15 protein-coding genes are annotated in these 14,988 nt (G+C 44.7%); 12 read left to right on the plus strand and 3 right to left on the minus strand.

Annotation, left to right across the window (positions count from 1 at the left end):
* Positions 1-188: 188 nt before the first annotated feature.
* The 4 genes from fabD to lysM all read left to right on the plus strand — a co-directional run bounded on the left by fabD (position 189) and on the right by lysM (position 2,906).
* Positions 189-1,175 (plus strand): ACP S-malonyltransferase, encoded by a 987-nt coding sequence (fabD, locus tag F995_RS06785; protein ID WP_004646098.1) that lies wholly within the window; start codon positions 189-191, stop codon positions 1,173-1,175.
* Positions 1,172-1,906 (plus strand): 3-oxoacyl-ACP reductase FabG, encoded by a 735-nt coding sequence (gene fabG, locus F995_RS06790; RefSeq protein ID WP_004646100.1) that lies wholly within the window; start codon positions 1,172-1,174, stop codon positions 1,904-1,906. Before fabD ends, fabG begins: the two co-directional genes overlap by 4 nt.
* A gap of 83 nt (positions 1,907-1,989) precedes the next feature.
* Positions 1,990-2,226, plus strand: coding sequence for an acyl carrier protein (gene acpP, locus F995_RS06795; RefSeq protein WP_004646101.1), 237 nt, complete (start codon positions 1,990-1,992; stop codon positions 2,224-2,226).
* A gap of 185 nt (positions 2,227-2,411) precedes the next feature.
* On the plus strand, positions 2,412-2,906 hold the full coding sequence (lysM, locus tag F995_RS06800; RefSeq protein ID WP_004279231.1) for a peptidoglycan-binding protein LysM: 495 nt from the start codon (positions 2,412-2,414) through the stop codon (positions 2,904-2,906).
* Between the two features lie 87 nt (positions 2,907-2,993).
* Here lysM and F995_RS06805 read toward each other — a convergent pair whose 3' ends face one another.
* Positions 2,994-3,461, minus strand: coding sequence for an Lrp/AsnC ligand binding domain-containing protein (locus tag F995_RS06805; protein ID WP_004646102.1), 468 nt, complete (start codon positions 3,459-3,461; stop codon positions 2,994-2,996).
* Between the two features lie 140 nt (positions 3,462-3,601).
* Here F995_RS06805 and F995_RS06810 point away from each other — a divergent pair, with 140 nt between their 5' ends.
* From F995_RS06810 to F995_RS06825, 4 genes are all read left to right on the plus strand, one after another.
* Entirely contained in the window at positions 3,602-4,861 is a 1,260-nt protein-coding gene (locus F995_RS06810; RefSeq protein WP_004646103.1) for a D-amino acid dehydrogenase, read from the plus strand.
* A gap of 34 nt (positions 4,862-4,895) precedes the next feature.
* Entirely contained in the window at positions 4,896-6,008 is a 1,113-nt protein-coding gene (gene alr, locus F995_RS06815) for an alanine racemase (RefSeq protein ID WP_004646104.1), read from the plus strand.
* A 48-nt stretch (positions 6,009-6,056) separates the two neighbouring features.
* A complete protein-coding gene (locus F995_RS06820; protein ID WP_004646105.1) occupies positions 6,057-6,422 on the plus strand; it encodes a RidA family protein in 366 nt (121 codons plus the stop codon).
* 169 nt (positions 6,423-6,591) lie between these two features.
* Positions 6,592-8,019, plus strand: coding sequence for an amino acid permease (locus F995_RS06825; protein ID WP_004646106.1), 1,428 nt, complete (start codon positions 6,592-6,594; stop codon positions 8,017-8,019).
* A 57-nt stretch (positions 8,020-8,076) separates the two neighbouring features.
* Here the strand turns inward: F995_RS06825 and F995_RS06830 are convergent, their stop codons facing one another.
* Positions 8,077-8,529, minus strand: coding sequence for a CopD family protein (locus tag F995_RS06830; RefSeq protein WP_004646107.1), 453 nt, complete (start codon positions 8,527-8,529; stop codon positions 8,077-8,079).
* A 23-nt stretch (positions 8,530-8,552) separates the two neighbouring features.
* Complete coding sequence (locus tag F995_RS06835; RefSeq protein WP_004646108.1) at positions 8,553-9,782, minus strand: beta-ketoacyl synthase N-terminal-like domain-containing protein; 1,230 nt, start codon at positions 9,780-9,782, stop codon at positions 8,553-8,555.
* Between the two features lie 272 nt (positions 9,783-10,054).
* Between F995_RS06835 and F995_RS06840 the strand changes: the two genes are divergently transcribed.
* The 4 genes from F995_RS06840 (at position 10,055) to fusA (ending at position 14,985) form a co-directional block, all read left to right on the plus strand.
* Entirely contained in the window at positions 10,055-11,539 is a 1,485-nt protein-coding gene (locus F995_RS06840) for an EcsC family protein (RefSeq protein ID WP_004646110.1), read from the plus strand.
* 156 nt (positions 11,540-11,695) lie between these two features.
* Positions 11,696-12,070 carry a 30S ribosomal protein S12 gene (gene rpsL, locus F995_RS06845; protein WP_002050319.1) on the plus strand — a complete coding sequence of 125 codons (375 nt, stop codon included), beginning with the start codon at positions 11,696-11,698 and terminating at the stop codon, positions 12,068-12,070.
* Positions 12,071-12,250: 180 nt separating this feature from the next.
* A complete protein-coding gene (gene rpsG, locus F995_RS06850; RefSeq protein WP_004279240.1) occupies positions 12,251-12,721 on the plus strand; it encodes a 30S ribosomal protein S7 in 471 nt (156 codons plus the stop codon).
* Between the two features lie 128 nt (positions 12,722-12,849).
* Positions 12,850-14,985: an elongation factor G gene (fusA, locus tag F995_RS06855; protein WP_004646111.1), complete on the plus strand. Its 2,136-nt coding sequence runs from the start codon at positions 12,850-12,852 to the stop codon at positions 14,983-14,985.
* The last annotated feature ends 3 nt before the right edge of the window (positions 14,986-14,988 follow it).

A 14,988-nucleotide genomic window follows, 5' to 3' on the forward strand; every position in this document is an offset into this window, starting at 1 on the left:
AATGGGAGCATTTAGCTCCCTTTTTTTTGTCTTTGATTTTTAGGTGTATCGGTTTTTTGTTGTATTTGGCAATTACCGCCAGCAAAATTACATGCTAAATTGCGCTCCACAATGATTTAGGTGGTCTTATTGGTCAGTCTTCTTGTTAGGATTGAAGAAGCACACCTCTTGAATGAAAGGATTTTATTATGTCTGCTACACCACTCGAACAAGCAGTGCCAGCAACAAAAACTGCATTTGTGTTTCCGGGTCAGGGTTCACAAAAAGCTGGTATGCTGGCTGAGCTTGCAGAACAGTTTGCAAGTATTCGCGAGACATTTGCAGAAGCATCTGAAGCCGTCGGTTTTGATCTGTGGCAGATTGCGCAAACTGGCGAAGGTCTGGATCAAACTGAATTTACCCAGCCGGTATTGCTGACTGCAAGTATTGCCTTATGGCGCGTGTGGTTAGAATCTGGCGGTGTAGCACCGAAATATCTGGCAGGCCATTCACTGGGTGAATACAGCGCACTGGTTGCATCAGGTGCTTTAAGCCTGGGTGATGCTGCGAAGCTAGTGAACTTGCGTGGCAAACTCATGCAGACTGCTGTACCTCAGGGTGTGGGTGCGATGGCTGCCATTTTGGGTCTGGACGATGCCAAAGTGATTGAGCTGTGTGCACAAGCAACTGCAGCAGGCGAAGGTTCTGTCGAAGCGGCGAACTACAATGCGCAAGGGCAGGTTGTCGTTGCAGGCAATAAAGATCGCGTTGAAGCAGTGATGGCATTGGCCAAAGAAAACGGCGGAAAAGCCATTGCATTGCCAGTATCGGTTCCATCGCATTGTTCATTAATGAAACCTGCTGCTGAACAGTTTGCTCCGGCATTGGAACAAACCGCCATTGAGCTACCACGCATTCCTGTATTACAAAATGTAGGCGCGCAAGCGGCAACCAGTGTAGATGAATTGCGTCAGGCGTTGACCGCGCAACTTTATGAGTCGGTACAATGGACTAAAACCTTACAATTCCTTCAAGATGAAGGTGTTGAGTACATCGTAGAATGTGGTCCGGGTAATGTATTGACCAACTTGGCGAAACGCTTGCCGAATATTCAAAAAGCACTTCCACTGGACAGTCAATCTCGTCTGGAAGATGCATTAAACACCGTATTGGCGGCAGAAGGGAAAAGTGCATGACACAGGAACGTAAAGTTGCTCTGGTAACAGGTGCAAGTCGTGGTATTGGTGCTGCGATCGCACAGCAATTGATTCAAGACGGTTATTTTGTCGTAGGTACTGCAACGTCTGAAGCAGGTGCGGAAAAATTATCGGCAGAATTTGCTGAAAATGGCGCTGGAAAAGTACTAGATGTACGTGATGGTGCTGCGATTGATGCGCTGGTAACGGACATCGAACAGAACTATGGTCCAGTCCTTGCGTTGGTCAATAATGCAGGTATTACCAAAGACAATTTGCTGCTGCGTATGTCTGAAGATGACTGGGATGATATTTTAAATATTCACCTGAAAGCAGTTTACCGTCTGTCTAAGCGTGTACTCAAAGGCATGACCAAGGCGCGTTTCGGCCGCATCATCAATATCAGTTCTGTGGTGGCACACTTTGCCAACCCAGGTCAGGCCAACTATTCTGCTGCCAAAGCAGGTATTGAAGCATTTAGCCGCAGCTTGGCCAAAGAAATGGGTAGCCGTCAAATTACCGTAAACTCGGTCGCACCAGGTTTTATTGCGACTGAGATGACTGAACAGTTAAGCGAAGAAATTCGTAAAAAAATGACTGAGCAAGTGGCATTAAACCGTTTAGGTGATCCACAGGATATCGCAAATGCCGTAAGTTTCTTGGCTTCAGATAAAGCCAGTTACATTACTGGTACAGTTATGCATGTAAATGGGGGCTTATACATGAGCTAAGCTCAAGTATAAACTTTCCAAATTTTTTAGATTCAATTAAACTAACGGCATTAAAAACGCCACAAGCAATGAGGAGAATTCCTGTGAGCGATATCGAACAACGTGTTAAGCAAGCAGTTGCAGAACAACTTGGTATCAAAATCGAAGAGATTAAAAACGAAGCATCTTTCATGGATGACTTAGGTGCAGATTCTCTAGATCTAGTTGAACTTGTTATGTCTTTCGAAAATGATTTCGACATCACGATTCCTGATGAAGATTCTAACGAAATCACAACTGTTCAATCTGCAATTGACTACGTTTCTAAGAAACTAGGTTAATCGCCGATTTCAGCTTTGCTGAACATAAAGACCACCCTAGAGGTGGTTTTTTTGTGTCTGCTTTTCACATGAATGGAGGTTTTACAATTCATTACCTTTCTGTCACCAATGACTAACTATCTCTCTAGAGTTTTCATTATAAAAATAAGAGTGATGTGACATTAACAACAAGAATGGAGTCCGCTATGGGTCTTTTTGATTTTGTAAAAGGTATCGGTAAGAAGAATACAGCTGCTGCGGAACCACAGGCTGCACCTACAACGACAACGCCGGCTGCAGCACAACCTGCGGAGCCTTCTGCTCAGGAAGTGGCAAATAAATTACTCGGCCATGTGAAAAGTCTGGGCCTTCCGATCACTGGTTTATCCATCAGTTATAATTCAGCCTCAGATCTGGCGACGGTCAGAGGTCAGGTACAAAGTCAGGCCGATCGTGAAAAGATTGTTCTGGCCGTGGGTAATATTGATCATGTGGCCAAAGTGGATGATCAGCTTACAGTGAGTAGTCCTGAGCCGGAAAGTAAGTTCTACACGGTGAAATCAGGTGACAGTTTGTCAAAAATCTCAAAAGAGTTTTATGGTGATGCCAATCAGTATAATAAAATTTTTGAAGCCAACCGTCCGTTGCTCAAAGATGCAGATGATATTTTTCCGGGACAGGTGCTCCGCATTCCTGCTTGATTTTTAATAAGTCCAATCAATGTTCGATCTCAAAGCCCCGTTTGGGGCTTTGTTGTTTTTGCCAGTAGCTTTAAAAAGCCATCATTACTAAATACCCAAGTCCAGATATAAACTTTCTTTGACTTCTTCCATCACCACATAGCTGTGCGAGGAGGCAGAGGCGGGTAGTTTTTTCAGTAAATCTCCCAGTAGACGGCGATAAGCACTCATTTCTTTTAAACGTGCTTTGACCAGATAATCAAAATCACCGGAAATTAAATGGCATTCCAGGACTTCCGGGATTTCGGTTAGGTTACGTGCCACCTGATCAAAGACATCACCTGATTTGGCAGAGAGTTTGATTTCCAGAAAAACCAGCAGGTTGCGCTCCAGCATTTCCGGATTTAAACGGGCGTAATAGCCCATGATAATGCCTTCGCGCTCTAGCCGTTTTACCCGTTCTGAACAGGGCGTGGTCGATAGATTGACGCGTGCTGCAAGTTCGCTAATGGCAATCCGGCCATCGCGTTGCAGGATATCCAGAATCATGCGGTCAATGCGGTCTAATTTGCGCATCAATATTTCCCTCTTTTTTTTAATTCTGCCCGAAAAAATATTTATTCCACTGAATATACAGTCTGAATATAGTGAATTTAACTATTAAAGCAAAAATATACTAGTGAAATAAACTGAAAAGATGTTTGAGGGTTAAGGTAATGCGCGTATTAGTTTTGGGTAGTGGTGTGATTGGTGTGGCAAGCGCTTACTATCTGGCGCAGCAGGGAGCAACTGTGACTGTGCTGGATCGTCAGGCAGGTCCGGCGCAAGAAACCAGCTTCGGTAATGCCGGGCAGATTTCCCCAGGATACTCGACCCCTTGGGCTGCACCAGGTATTCCGTTTAAGGCAGTCAAATGGATGTTTCAGCATCATGCACCGTTGGCGATTAATGTCGATGGCAGCTTGTGGCAATTGCAGTGGATGGCACAAATGCTGAAAAACTGTAATGCGCAGCATTATGCAGTCAATAAAGAACGGATGGTGCGTGTGGCTGAATATAGCCGTGACTGTTTGCGTAATTTGCGCCGTGATATTGGCATCTCTTATGAAAACCGTTCAAAAGGCACTTTGCAGATTTTCCGTAAAGATGCGCAGCTGGATGCGGTGCAGCGCGATATTGAAGTTCTGAAAGAAACCGGAGTTGAATTTGAACTACTGGACCGCGATGGATTGGCGCGTGTAGAACCGGCATTGGCACAGGCAAAAGACAAACTGGTAGGCGGTCTGCATTTACCCAATGATGAAACAGGTGACTGCTATCTGTTTACCAATGCCCTGGCAGAACATGCCAAAGGGATGGGTGTAGAGTTTAAGTTCAATCAAAACGTTGAAAAGCTGATTGTAGAAGGTGACCAGATCAAAGGTGTTCTGGTGAATGGTCAGGTACTCACGGCAGATAAATATGTGCTGGCCTTTGGTAGTTATTCACGTGATTTCCTCAAACCGCTTGAACTGAATTTACCGGTCTATCCGGTGAAAGGTTATTCACTGACCATTCCGATTTTAGATCCGGCCTATGCACCACAATCTACAGTACTGGATGAAACCTATAAAATTGCGATTACCCGTTTCGACCAGCGCATCCGCGTAGGGGGAATGGCTGAACTGAGCGGTTTTAATTTGGGTCTGAATGAAGATCGTCGCGGCACGCTGGAAATGGTGACCCGTGATTTATTCCCTGGAGGAGACATGAATCAGGCCAGTTTCTGGACAGGACTGCGTCCAATGACCCCGGACAGTACGCCAATTATTGGGAAAACCCGTTTTAAAAACCTGTTCCTGAATACTGGACATGGCACGCTGGGTTGGACCATGGCCTGCGGTTCAGGAAAATTAATCAGCGATCTGGTTTTGGCACGTGATCCTGAAATTAGTACCGAAGGTCTGTCATTGGCGCGCTATCACCAGGCGGCTTAAGACTATCTGAGGCGGAATATTCAAGGAGGAATGTATGCCACGTCCCATTACTGCAATTATCCATCAACAGGCGCTTGCGCATAATTTAAGTGTGGCGCGCCAATGTATGCCCAATAGTCAGGTATTTGCCGTGGTCAAGGCCAATGCCTATGGGCACGGGATTGAACGTGTCTATGCTGGACTTGAAGGTGCAGACGGTTTTGCCTTTCTGGATATTGAAGAGGGCGCGCGGCTACGTGCGCTGGGATGCAAGAAGCCGCTAATGTTGCTCGAAGGTATTTTCGCTTTTGAGGATTTATTTGCATGTGTGAAGCATGAAATGAGCTTTGCCATTCATTCCCGGCATCAAGTGCAATGGCTAAAACAGTTTGCTGAAATAGCACCGGATGCACATTTTGATGTGTTCTTGAAAATGAACAGCGGCATGAACCGTCTGGGTTTCGAGCCGCAGCAATATGCAGAGATCTGGCAGGAACTGCATCAGCTGAATAATGTGCGTTCAATCACGCATATGACCCATTTCTCCGATGCAGATGGCCAGCGTTTTGGACAGGATGGGATTCAGTATCAAAACCTGATTTTTAGCCAGGCCATTCAGGGGTTTGAGGGTAAAATCTCACTCAGTAACAGTGCGGCCATTCTGCGTCATCATCAAACCCTTCATTCCGATATTGTACGTAGCGGCATCATGCTGTATGGCAGTTCACCAGATTATCCAACCCACACGATTCAAGACTGGAATCTGCAACCGAGCATGAGCTTGCGCAGTGAAATTATCGCCATTCAGATGATCCAGACAGGTGAGAGCATTGGCTATGGTTCCAAATTTATCGCCACGCAGAATATGCGGATCGGGATTGTGGCCTGTGGTTATGCGGATGGTTATCAACGGTTATCGGCGACCGGTACGCCCGTGCTGGTCGATTCAATCAAAACACAGACATTGGGTCGAATCAGTATGGATATGCTGGCGGTAGATCTGACTGCGCTGCCGCAGGCGAATGTGGGGAGTGAAGTGGTACTTTGGGGACGATCTTCCCAAGGTGTGGCTTTGCCGATTGATGAGGTGGCGGCCAGTTCAGGCACCATCGGCTATGAGCTGATGTGTGCGGTGACCGCCCGGGTTCATTTCCAGATTGACGCTTAAATTTTTAATTTAAATTTTATTTAAATATCCCAAATAAGGAAGATTAGCATGACACAGGACAATACAGCCATTCAGCGACTCAACAGCAATCAAATCATGAGTGCGGTGACGATTCATCATCAAACTGTGTATCTATCAGGTCAGGTGCCAAATAGCACGGATCTGGATGTACGCGGCCAAACACTGGAAGTCTTTGCAAAAATTGAAGAATTGCTTGCACTGGCAAATACCGATAAAAGCCAGCTGCTTTCTGCACAATTATTTGTCAAGCATCTGGATGATTTTCAAACCGTGAATCAGCTTTGGGTGGAATGGTTACAAGGACATGGTACGCCGGCACGTGCTACGATTCAGGCAGATTTGGTCAATCCGGACTGGCTGATTGAAATTGCAGTCATTGCAGCTCAAGCTTAATTGAATTTTTGATATTGAAATCTCCCATGCAATGATTTAAGTCGTTTTAGTGCAGTAAATCTCACTGAACAGCGCAGTAAAAAGTATGAAAATGTCATAATAAGCGTTCGAGGACTGAACGTTGTAAATTCAGCTTGATGCTGTTGTAAAGATTAAAAAGGATGTAAACATGAAAACCACCCCGGGCACAGAAGACGTAAAATCGTCGCCGCATGAGTTGCAACGAAAACTCTCTAACCGACATTTGCAGTTAATCGCCATTGGTGGCTGTATCGGTACTGGCCTGTTTATGGGATCGGGAAAAACCATCTCCCTGGCAGGCCCTTCAATTTTGATCATTTATATGATCATTGGTGGCATGTTCTTCTTTCTGATGCGTGCGTTGGGTGAAATGCTGTTGTCCAATCTGCATTACAAATCTTTTATTGATATGGCCCATGACCTGATCGGGCCGGGTGCTGGCTATTATATTGGCTGGTCGTACTGGCTGGGTTGGGTGCTGGTAGGGATTGCCGATCTCGCGGCGATTATTAACTATTTGAGTTTCTGGCTGCCCGAAGGCATGGCCTTTACCCCGATGGGGCAGGCGATGATTAGTATTGGCTGTGTGCTGTTTATTCTCGCGATTAACCTAGTCACGGTCAAACTGTTTGGTGAGATTGAATTCTGGTTCGCACTAATCAAGATTTTAGCCATTCTTGGTTTGATCTTTGTCGGTGGTTATATGGTGTTTAGCGGTTTTCAGGCACCGAGTGGCGCCGTCGCCAGTTTTAGTAATGTCTGGGCGCATGGTGGCTTATTTCCCAAAGGCTTTACTGGTTTTCTGGCAGGCTTCCAGATTGCCATGTTTGCCTTTGTCGGGGTGGAACTGCTCGGTACGATGGCGGCAGAAACCAAAGATCCGGAAAAGAATTTACCCAAAGCGGTCAACGCCATTCCTACGCGGATCATTCTGTTCTATGTATTGTCATTGCTGATGATCATGTCAGTTACACCATGGCATTTGATTCCTGCGGATCAAAGTCCATTTGTGAGTTTGTTCCTGTATGCCGGTATTCCAACTTCAGCCATTATCATGAACCTGGTGGTATTGTCGTCAGTGATGTCCTCTATGAACAGTGGGGTATTCTCGACCAGTCGTATGTTGTTTGGTTTGGCACGTGATGGACAGGCGCCTCAAGCTTTAGCGCGGTTATCTAGTCGGGCAGTACCAGCCACAGGGTTATTTTTCTCCTGTGCTTTTATTATGTTGGGGGCAGCATTTCAGTATTTTGTACCAAACACCATGGAAGCTTTTACTCTGGCAAGTTCGCTGTGTGTGATCCTGTTTATTAGTATCTGGAGCATCATCATGGTGTGCTACATCCGTTACCGTAAGCAGCAACCGCAAAAACATGTGGCTTCGACCTTTAAAATGCCGGGTGGGGTATGGATGTCTTATGTGGTATTAGCATTCTTGTTGTTCGCCTTGATTATTCTAAGCTTGGAACCTGATACTCTAAAAGCTCTGATGATCAGTCCTTTATGGTTGATTATTCTGGCAGTGACCTATCGTTTGCTGTATAAGCCGCGTATGCGTCAGCGTGGTAATCCTTAAATATTCAGACATAAAAAATCCCCGACTGATCGGGGATTTTTTTATTGCGCAGGTGAATTAGAAAGTAGGTTTAACCACGACTAAAATCACCACTGCAAATAAGATCAGGGTTGGCATCTCATTAAAATAACGCCAAAACTTGTGTGACTTGTAGTGTGCATTACCAATCAGCTTCTTGCGGTAATAACCACACACCAGATGGTAAATCACCAATAAGCCGACCAGGCCGACTTTAAGGTAAAACCATAAGGCTTCATGATAGTGACGCGTTGCATCACCCCAATCCACCAAAAAGTGCGCCGTAATCAAGGTAGCCAACATGGCTGGCCACATGATGCCACGGTACAGCTTACGTTCCATGACTTCAAAGCGTTGATGACTGACGGCATCTTCGCTCATGGCATGGTAAACATACAGCCGTGGCAAGTAGAACAAAGCCGCGAACCAGCAAACTACTGCAATAATATGTAATGCTTTTACCCACAAGAAAGCATCAGAAGGAGCATCCATCAAGTCACCCTAAACTGGGCAGCTTAGCCTTCCCATTTTTTGAAAATGAGACAAGCATTTACGCCGCCGAAACCGAAACTGTTACTCATGACAGTATTCAATTTTGCGTCACGTTTTTCAAGCACGATATCAAACGGTTTCGCGCCTTCATCCAGCTCGGTCACGTTGATGTTTGGAGCAATAAAGTCATTCTGCATCATCAGAACTGAATAAATCGCTTCTTGAACACCAGCAGCACCAAGACTGTGACCTGTCATTGACTTGGTTGAGCTGAGTGGAGGAACCTGACCTTCACCAAAAGCACGTTCCATTGCTTTAAGTTCTGTGATGTCACCTGCTGGAGTAGAAGTACCATGCGTATTTACATAGTCAATTTTATCGACACCGTGTTGTTTTGCTTCTTCTAAAGCCATTAGTACGCAACGCGTTGCACCTTCACCAGATGGTGCAACCATGTCGGCACCATCCGAGTTGGCTGCATAGCCTACGACTTCGGCAAGAATGTTGGCACCACGCGCTTGCGCATGTTCCAAAGACTCAAGAATCACGAAACCACCACCACCGGCAATCACGAAACCGTCACGGTCTGCAGAATAAGGGCGTGATGCTGTTTCAGGGCTGTCATTGTATTTAGAGCAAAGTGCGCCCATCGCATCAAACAACAAGCTTTGTGACCAGTGATCTTCTTCACCGCCACCTGCCAGCATTAAATCTTGTTTACCGAGTTGAATCAGGTTGTAGGCATAACCGATGGCATCGGCAGAGGTTGCACATGCACTGGTAATGGTATGCGCCACGCCTTGTAATTTGAATGCAACGCCAACGTTAGCCGTAATGGTGTTAGTCATATTACGTGGTACAAAGAAAGGACCGATTTTACGCGCACCTTTGGTTTGCAATAATTCGTTCATTTCAATAACAGAAGCAGTTGAACCGCCACCTGAACCACCCGCGATACCATAGCGTGGGTTGCCAGCTAGATCTTCAACCTTTAAACCTGCATGTTCAACTGCAGCAAGAGCTGAGTTGTACGCATACATCGCACATACACCCATAAAGCGTTTCAGTTTGCGGTCGATCCCATCGAAATCCTGCTCGGCTGCAGCACTGACATGACTTTTGAAATTGAGTTCAGCATAAGTCGGATTAAAACGTGTTCCTGAAATCCCGTTTTGTAAAGAATGGTTTACATCCTCTAATGTATTACCAATACACGAGTTAATACCCATGCCAGTGATGACAACACGTTTCATCTACAGATCCTTATAGTTTGCTCTATGCTCAGCGCAGATATCTGGGTTTTAAAATCGCCCAATCCAGCGCTTAGCCTTATTTCATGATGGGGAACATGATAGCAGAAAGACTTTTGAAATCTTATGGCAAATGTTATGCCGTGTGACAGTCGGTTGAGTTTGTGAGTCGGCGTGTAGGGGTTTTACTAAATGAAACAGAATAAAGTTGAGATAAACGCTGACTACACCTAGTATTTATACCAAATACAAGCACATGAATGCTGAGGTAAAAAATGGTAAATGCTAATAATAAACAATCTAATGGTCTGATTTCGAATGCCTTTGGAGTGGCGAAAAAGTTCAGTTCAACTGGATTGGATTTATTGAATCATGTTGCGCCGGATTCGGTGACTAAAGCGCTGAAGCCTTCCAGCTCCGATCAGGTGATTGACGGTTCGGCGAAGACGAAAAGCGCTTTTTCAGCTAAAAAATATGACAATCCTCAGCAAATGCTTCGCGAGCATCTTCCAAATGTCTCTCGTCAACTTCTCGGGCGCCGCTTTAATACCGTGAATAATGTCGCGCATTTTGTTTCTCCCGATCTGACCGAAAAAGTGTCTAACTACTTTTATGACCGTCTCAATCAATTCAGTAATCAAACCAGTTCAGTTGATGCCATTCTGAATGAGGCAGGAGCGAAAGATTTAGAGGAATTGACTCAGGACGTCGATCGATCCAAGCGAATTTCACAGGCTTTGGGTGAACAAAACAAATGGATTGCAACGGTGCAGGGTGCAGTGAGTGGTGCTTCAGGGATGCTTGGCACCGCGATTGATATTCCCGCTTCTTTACTGATGGCGTTGCGTACCATTTATCAAGTCGGTCGCTCTTATGGTTTTGACCTGAGCAAAGAAGATGATCAGGAAATCGTCCAGCATATCTTTAGACAGATCGACCTGAGCCTGATTGCAGAAAAGCAAACCTTGTTATTGGGTTTAAAAGCGTTAAGTAATACCCTTAAAACTCATGATATCTCCCAGCTACAAGCCATGCTAGGTTCTGATAATGATGTCAGCGCTATCAAACAATGGCTAAGTCGTCATGAGGGAGAGGCTAAATGGGAATGGATAAATCATCTGCCAAAAATTTCGATTCTGGAGCGATTAACCAAACTGACGCCTCTGGCGAGTGCTGGTATTGGTGCTGTATATAGTCATCGTTTTGTCGAGGATGTAAATCAGAAAGCTCAGGAAGCATTCTCGCATGCACGCCAATACCTGATTCAGCATCAGGATTCGCAATTGTCTCCTTATGCTGCTTATGAAAAAGCAGTTAGTTTGTTGCAACAGGCAACTCCGAAACTCTTAAATGGTGCCTCTCACGAAGTTGAGCCTGCGAAAGATAATCTGATCATGGATAAAGATATTGCGATTGAAGGCAATAACACGATTACCCAAGTCAAGCTGGTCAAAAAAGAGCAGAATGATCTAAGCTCTGAAGAAGCAGAAGTGAAGAAAGATGAAAAAGTGAGTGAAGGGCTGGAGGCGCTCAACGATGAGTTGGTTGAACCCGCGGCAGACAAGCAGTCGCAACAACCGGCTTTAACCAAAACTTCATTTGACCCGGAAATCGAAGCTGAACTGCATCCAGAAGCTGCTGACGAGGCAGAAGCTGCTACAGAGACTTCACAGCAGGGTGCAGAGGATCAAGAAAATTCGGAAACTGAATCTGAAGCTCAAGACGTGAGCAAAAAAGCCGGTAAAAATTCAAAAAAATAAGCGAATTTTGAAGGTAAATAAAAGCAGGCAAATGTCGTGAGAAACGGTATTTGCTTGGCTTGAGTAGGTTGACCAATTTTGCATCTTGAATTACAATTGCATGCCCTCAAAAAGTAGTAGTTTTTTGGGGCTTTTTATTAACGGGAGAATTGCCAAATGGCAACAACAAATCAGTTGATCCGCAAGGGTCGTACGACTTTAGTTGAAAAATCTAAAGTTCCTGCGTTGAAGGCTTGTCCACAGCGCCGTGGTGTTTGTACACGTGTTTACACAACTACACCTAAAAAACCTAACTCAGCAATGCGTAAAGTTTGCCGTGTTCGCTTAACTTCAGGTTTCGAAGTTTCTAGCTACATCGGTGGTGAAGGCCATAACCTACAAGAGCACAGTGTTGTTCTTATCCGTGGTGGTCGTGTTAAAGACTTACCAGGTGTACGTTACCATACCGTTCGTGGTTCTTTAGACTGTGCTGGTGTTAAAGATCGTAACCAGTCTCGTTCTAAATACGGTACTAAACGTCCTAAGAAATAATTCGTTAAGAATTAAATTTTAAGAACGTAGAACCGCAATCCTTTATCGTCTCGCTTGTCTGATTTCTGCATTAATTTTGTGAAAATTCCAAGCGACGTATAGTAAGGCCAGCGAGTAGTACATGACACTTTGTACTCATGCTGGATAAACCTGAAGTGTCATCTTTATAGGTAGTTTAAAATGCCAAGACGTCGCGTAGTCGCTGCTCGTGAAATCCTTCCGGATCCTAAGTTCAGCAGCCAAACAATCGCTAAATTCATGAACCACGTAATGCAAGATGGTAAAAAATCTATTGCTGAAAGTATCGTTTACGGTGCTTTAGACCGCGTTCAAGAAAAATCTAAAGTAGACCCAGTTGAATTTTTCGAGACTACTCTTGAAAAAGTTCGTCCTATGGTCGAAGTAAAAGCACGCCGTGTTGGTGGTGCTACATACCAAGTTCCTATGGAAGTACGCCCATCCCGTCGTACTGCTCTAGCGATGCGTTGGTTAGTAGATGCTGCTGCTAAGCGTTCTGAAAAAACTATGGCTTTACGTCTTGCTGGCGAGTTGCTTGATGCATCTGAAGGCAAAGGCGCTGCGGTTAAGAAACGTGAAGATGTGCACCGTATGGCTGAAGCCAACAAAGCATTCTCTCACTACCGTTTCTAAGCAGATAAAACAGGCCCTATTCAGGAGGGTGATAAGACCGTCATGGTTTTGTCACCAAAGCGCTTTAAGTTGCTATGCAGCTTAAAGCGTCCTGTTTTAAACAACAAAATTTAGGAATGCTAGAAATCATGGCACGTCAAACCCCAATTTCTCGTTATCGTAACATTGGTATTTCTGCGCACATTGATGCGGGTAAAACCACAACTACAGAACGTATTCTGTTCTACACAGGTGTATCTCACAAAATTGGTGAAGTACACGATGGTGCAGCAACAATGGACTGGATGGAGCAAGAGCAAGAACGTGGTATTACCATTACTTCTGCTGCTACGACTACATTCTGGTCAGGTATGTCTAAACAGTTCCCTGAACACCGTATCAACGTAATTGATACACCGGGACACGTTGACTTCACAATTGAAGTTGAACGTTCTATGCGTGTTCTTGATGGTGCGTGTATGGTTTACTGTGCTGTAGGTGGTGTACAACCTCAGTCTGAAACTGTATGGCGTCAAGCGAACAAATACCAAGTGCCTCGTTTAGCATTCGTGAACAAGATGGACCGTACTGGTGCCAACTTCTTCCGTGTTGTTGAACAAATGAAAACACGTTTAGGTGCATCTCCAGTACCTGTAGTAATCCCTGTTGGCGCTGAAGAAAACTTCCAAGGCGTAATCGACTTGATCGAAATGAAAGCGATCATTTGGGACGAAGCTTCACAAGGTATGAAGTTTGAATACGGTGAAATCCCGGCTGAACTTCAAGAAACTGCTGAAGAATGGCGTACAAACATGGTTGAAGCTGCTGCTGAAGCTTCTGAAGAGTTAATGGATGAATACCTGAACAATGGCGATTTGACTAAAGAACAAATCGTTGCTGGTCTACGTGTCCAAACTTTGGCTTGTCAAATTCAACCAATGCTTTGTGGTACAGCATTCAAAAACAAAGGTGTTCAACGTATGTTGGACGCAGTAATTGAATTCTTACCGTCGCCTACAGAAGTTAAAGCGATTGAAGGTGTTCTTGACGATAAGGCTGAAACTAAAGCGATTCGTGAAGCATCTGACGAAGCTCCGTTCTCTGCACTTGCGTTCAAAATCATGAACGACAAATTCGTAGGTAACTTAACTTTCGTACGTGTTTACTCTGGTGTTCTTAAACAAGGTGATTCTGTTTATAACCCAGTTAAATCTAAACGTGAACGTATCGGCCGTATCGTGCAAATGCACGCGAACGATCGTCAAGACGTTGAAGAAATTCGTGCGGGTGATATCGCTGCGTGTGTAGGTCTTAAAGACGTAACTACAGGTGATACACTTTGTGATGAGAAAAATGTCATCACACTTGAGCGTATGGAATTCCCAGAGCCAGTAATTGCATTGGCTGTTGAACCAAAAACTAAAGCTGACCAAGAAAAAATGTCAATTGCTTTAGGTCGTTTGGCTAAGGAAGATCCATCATTCCGCGTTCGTACTGATGAAGAGTCAGGTCAAACAATCATCGCTGGTATGGGTGAACTTCACCTTGACATTATTGTTGACCGTATGAAGCGTGAATTCGGTGTTGAAGCAAACATTGGTAAACCAATGGTTTCTTACCGTGAAACGATCAAAAAGTCAGTTGAGCAAGAAGGTAAATTCGTTCGTCAAACTGGTGGTAAAGGTAAATTTGGTCACGTATACGTACGTTTAGAGCCAATGGATGCTGATGCTGGTAAAGACTACGAGTTCGTTGAAGAAGTTGTTGGTGGTGTAGTTCCTAAAGAATTCTTCGGTGCTGTGGATAAAGGTATCCAAGAGCGTATGAAGAATGGTGTCCTTGCTGGTTACCCAGTAGTTGGCATTAAAGCTACATTGTTTGACGGTTCTTACCATGATGTCGATTCGGACGAATTATCGTTCAAGATGGCTGGTTCTTATGCCTTCCGTGACGGTTTCATGAAAGCAGATCCTGTTCTTCTTGAACCTATCATGAAAGTTGAAGTAGAAACTCCAGAAGACTACATGGGCGATATCATGGGTGACTTAAACCGTCGTCGTGGTATGGTTCAAGGTATGGATGACTTGCCTGGTGGTACTAAAGCAATTAAAGCTGAGGTTCCACTTGCTGAGATGTTTGGTTACGCGACTCAAATGCGTTCTATGTCTCAAGGCCGTGCAACATACTCTATGGAATTTGCTAAATATGCTGAAACTCCACGTAACGTGGCTGAAGGCATCATTTCTAAATTCCAGTCTGGCGGTAAAAAAGGTGACGACGAGTAATCT

This window comes from Acinetobacter sp. CIP A162 (assembly GCF_000367905.1).
In the GTDB taxonomy this organism is placed as follows: domain Bacteria; phylum Pseudomonadota; class Gammaproteobacteria; order Pseudomonadales; family Moraxellaceae; genus Acinetobacter; species Acinetobacter lwoffii.

Excerpts from the sequence above, each read along its gene's own strand:
- fabD (WP_004646098.1), top strand. The coding sequence starts at position 189 with ATGTCTGCTACACCACTCGAACAAGCAGTGCCAGCAACAAAAACTGCA.
- fabG (WP_004646100.1), top strand. The coding sequence starts at position 1,172 with ATGACACAGGAACGTAAAGTTGCTCTGGTAACAGGTGCAAGTCGTGGT.
- lysM (WP_004279231.1), top strand. The coding sequence starts at position 2,412 with ATGGGTCTTTTTGATTTTGTAAAAGGTATCGGTAAGAAGAATACAGCT.
- F995_RS06805 (WP_004646102.1), bottom strand. The coding sequence starts at position 3,461 with ATGCGCAAATTAGACCGCATTGACCGCATGATTCTGGATATCCTGCAA.
- F995_RS06810 (WP_004646103.1), top strand. The coding sequence starts at position 3,602 with ATGCGCGTATTAGTTTTGGGTAGTGGTGTGATTGGTGTGGCAAGCGCT.
- alr (WP_004646104.1), top strand. The coding sequence starts at position 4,896 with ATGCCACGTCCCATTACTGCAATTATCCATCAACAGGCGCTTGCGCAT.
- F995_RS06820 (WP_004646105.1), top strand. The coding sequence starts at position 6,057 with ATGACACAGGACAATACAGCCATTCAGCGACTCAACAGCAATCAAATC.
- F995_RS06825 (WP_004646106.1), top strand. The coding sequence starts at position 6,592 with ATGAAAACCACCCCGGGCACAGAAGACGTAAAATCGTCGCCGCATGAG.
- F995_RS06830 (WP_004646107.1), bottom strand. The coding sequence starts at position 8,529 with ATGGATGCTCCTTCTGATGCTTTCTTGTGGGTAAAAGCATTACATATT.
- F995_RS06835 (WP_004646108.1), bottom strand. The coding sequence starts at position 9,782 with ATGAAACGTGTTGTCATCACTGGCATGGGTATTAACTCGTGTATTGGT.
- F995_RS06840 (WP_004646110.1), top strand. The coding sequence starts at position 10,055 with ATGGTAAATGCTAATAATAAACAATCTAATGGTCTGATTTCGAATGCC.
- rpsL (WP_002050319.1), top strand. The coding sequence starts at position 11,696 with ATGGCAACAACAAATCAGTTGATCCGCAAGGGTCGTACGACTTTAGTT.
- rpsG (WP_004279240.1), top strand. The coding sequence starts at position 12,251 with ATGCCAAGACGTCGCGTAGTCGCTGCTCGTGAAATCCTTCCGGATCCT.
- fusA (WP_004646111.1), top strand. The coding sequence starts at position 12,850 with ATGGCACGTCAAACCCCAATTTCTCGTTATCGTAACATTGGTATTTCT.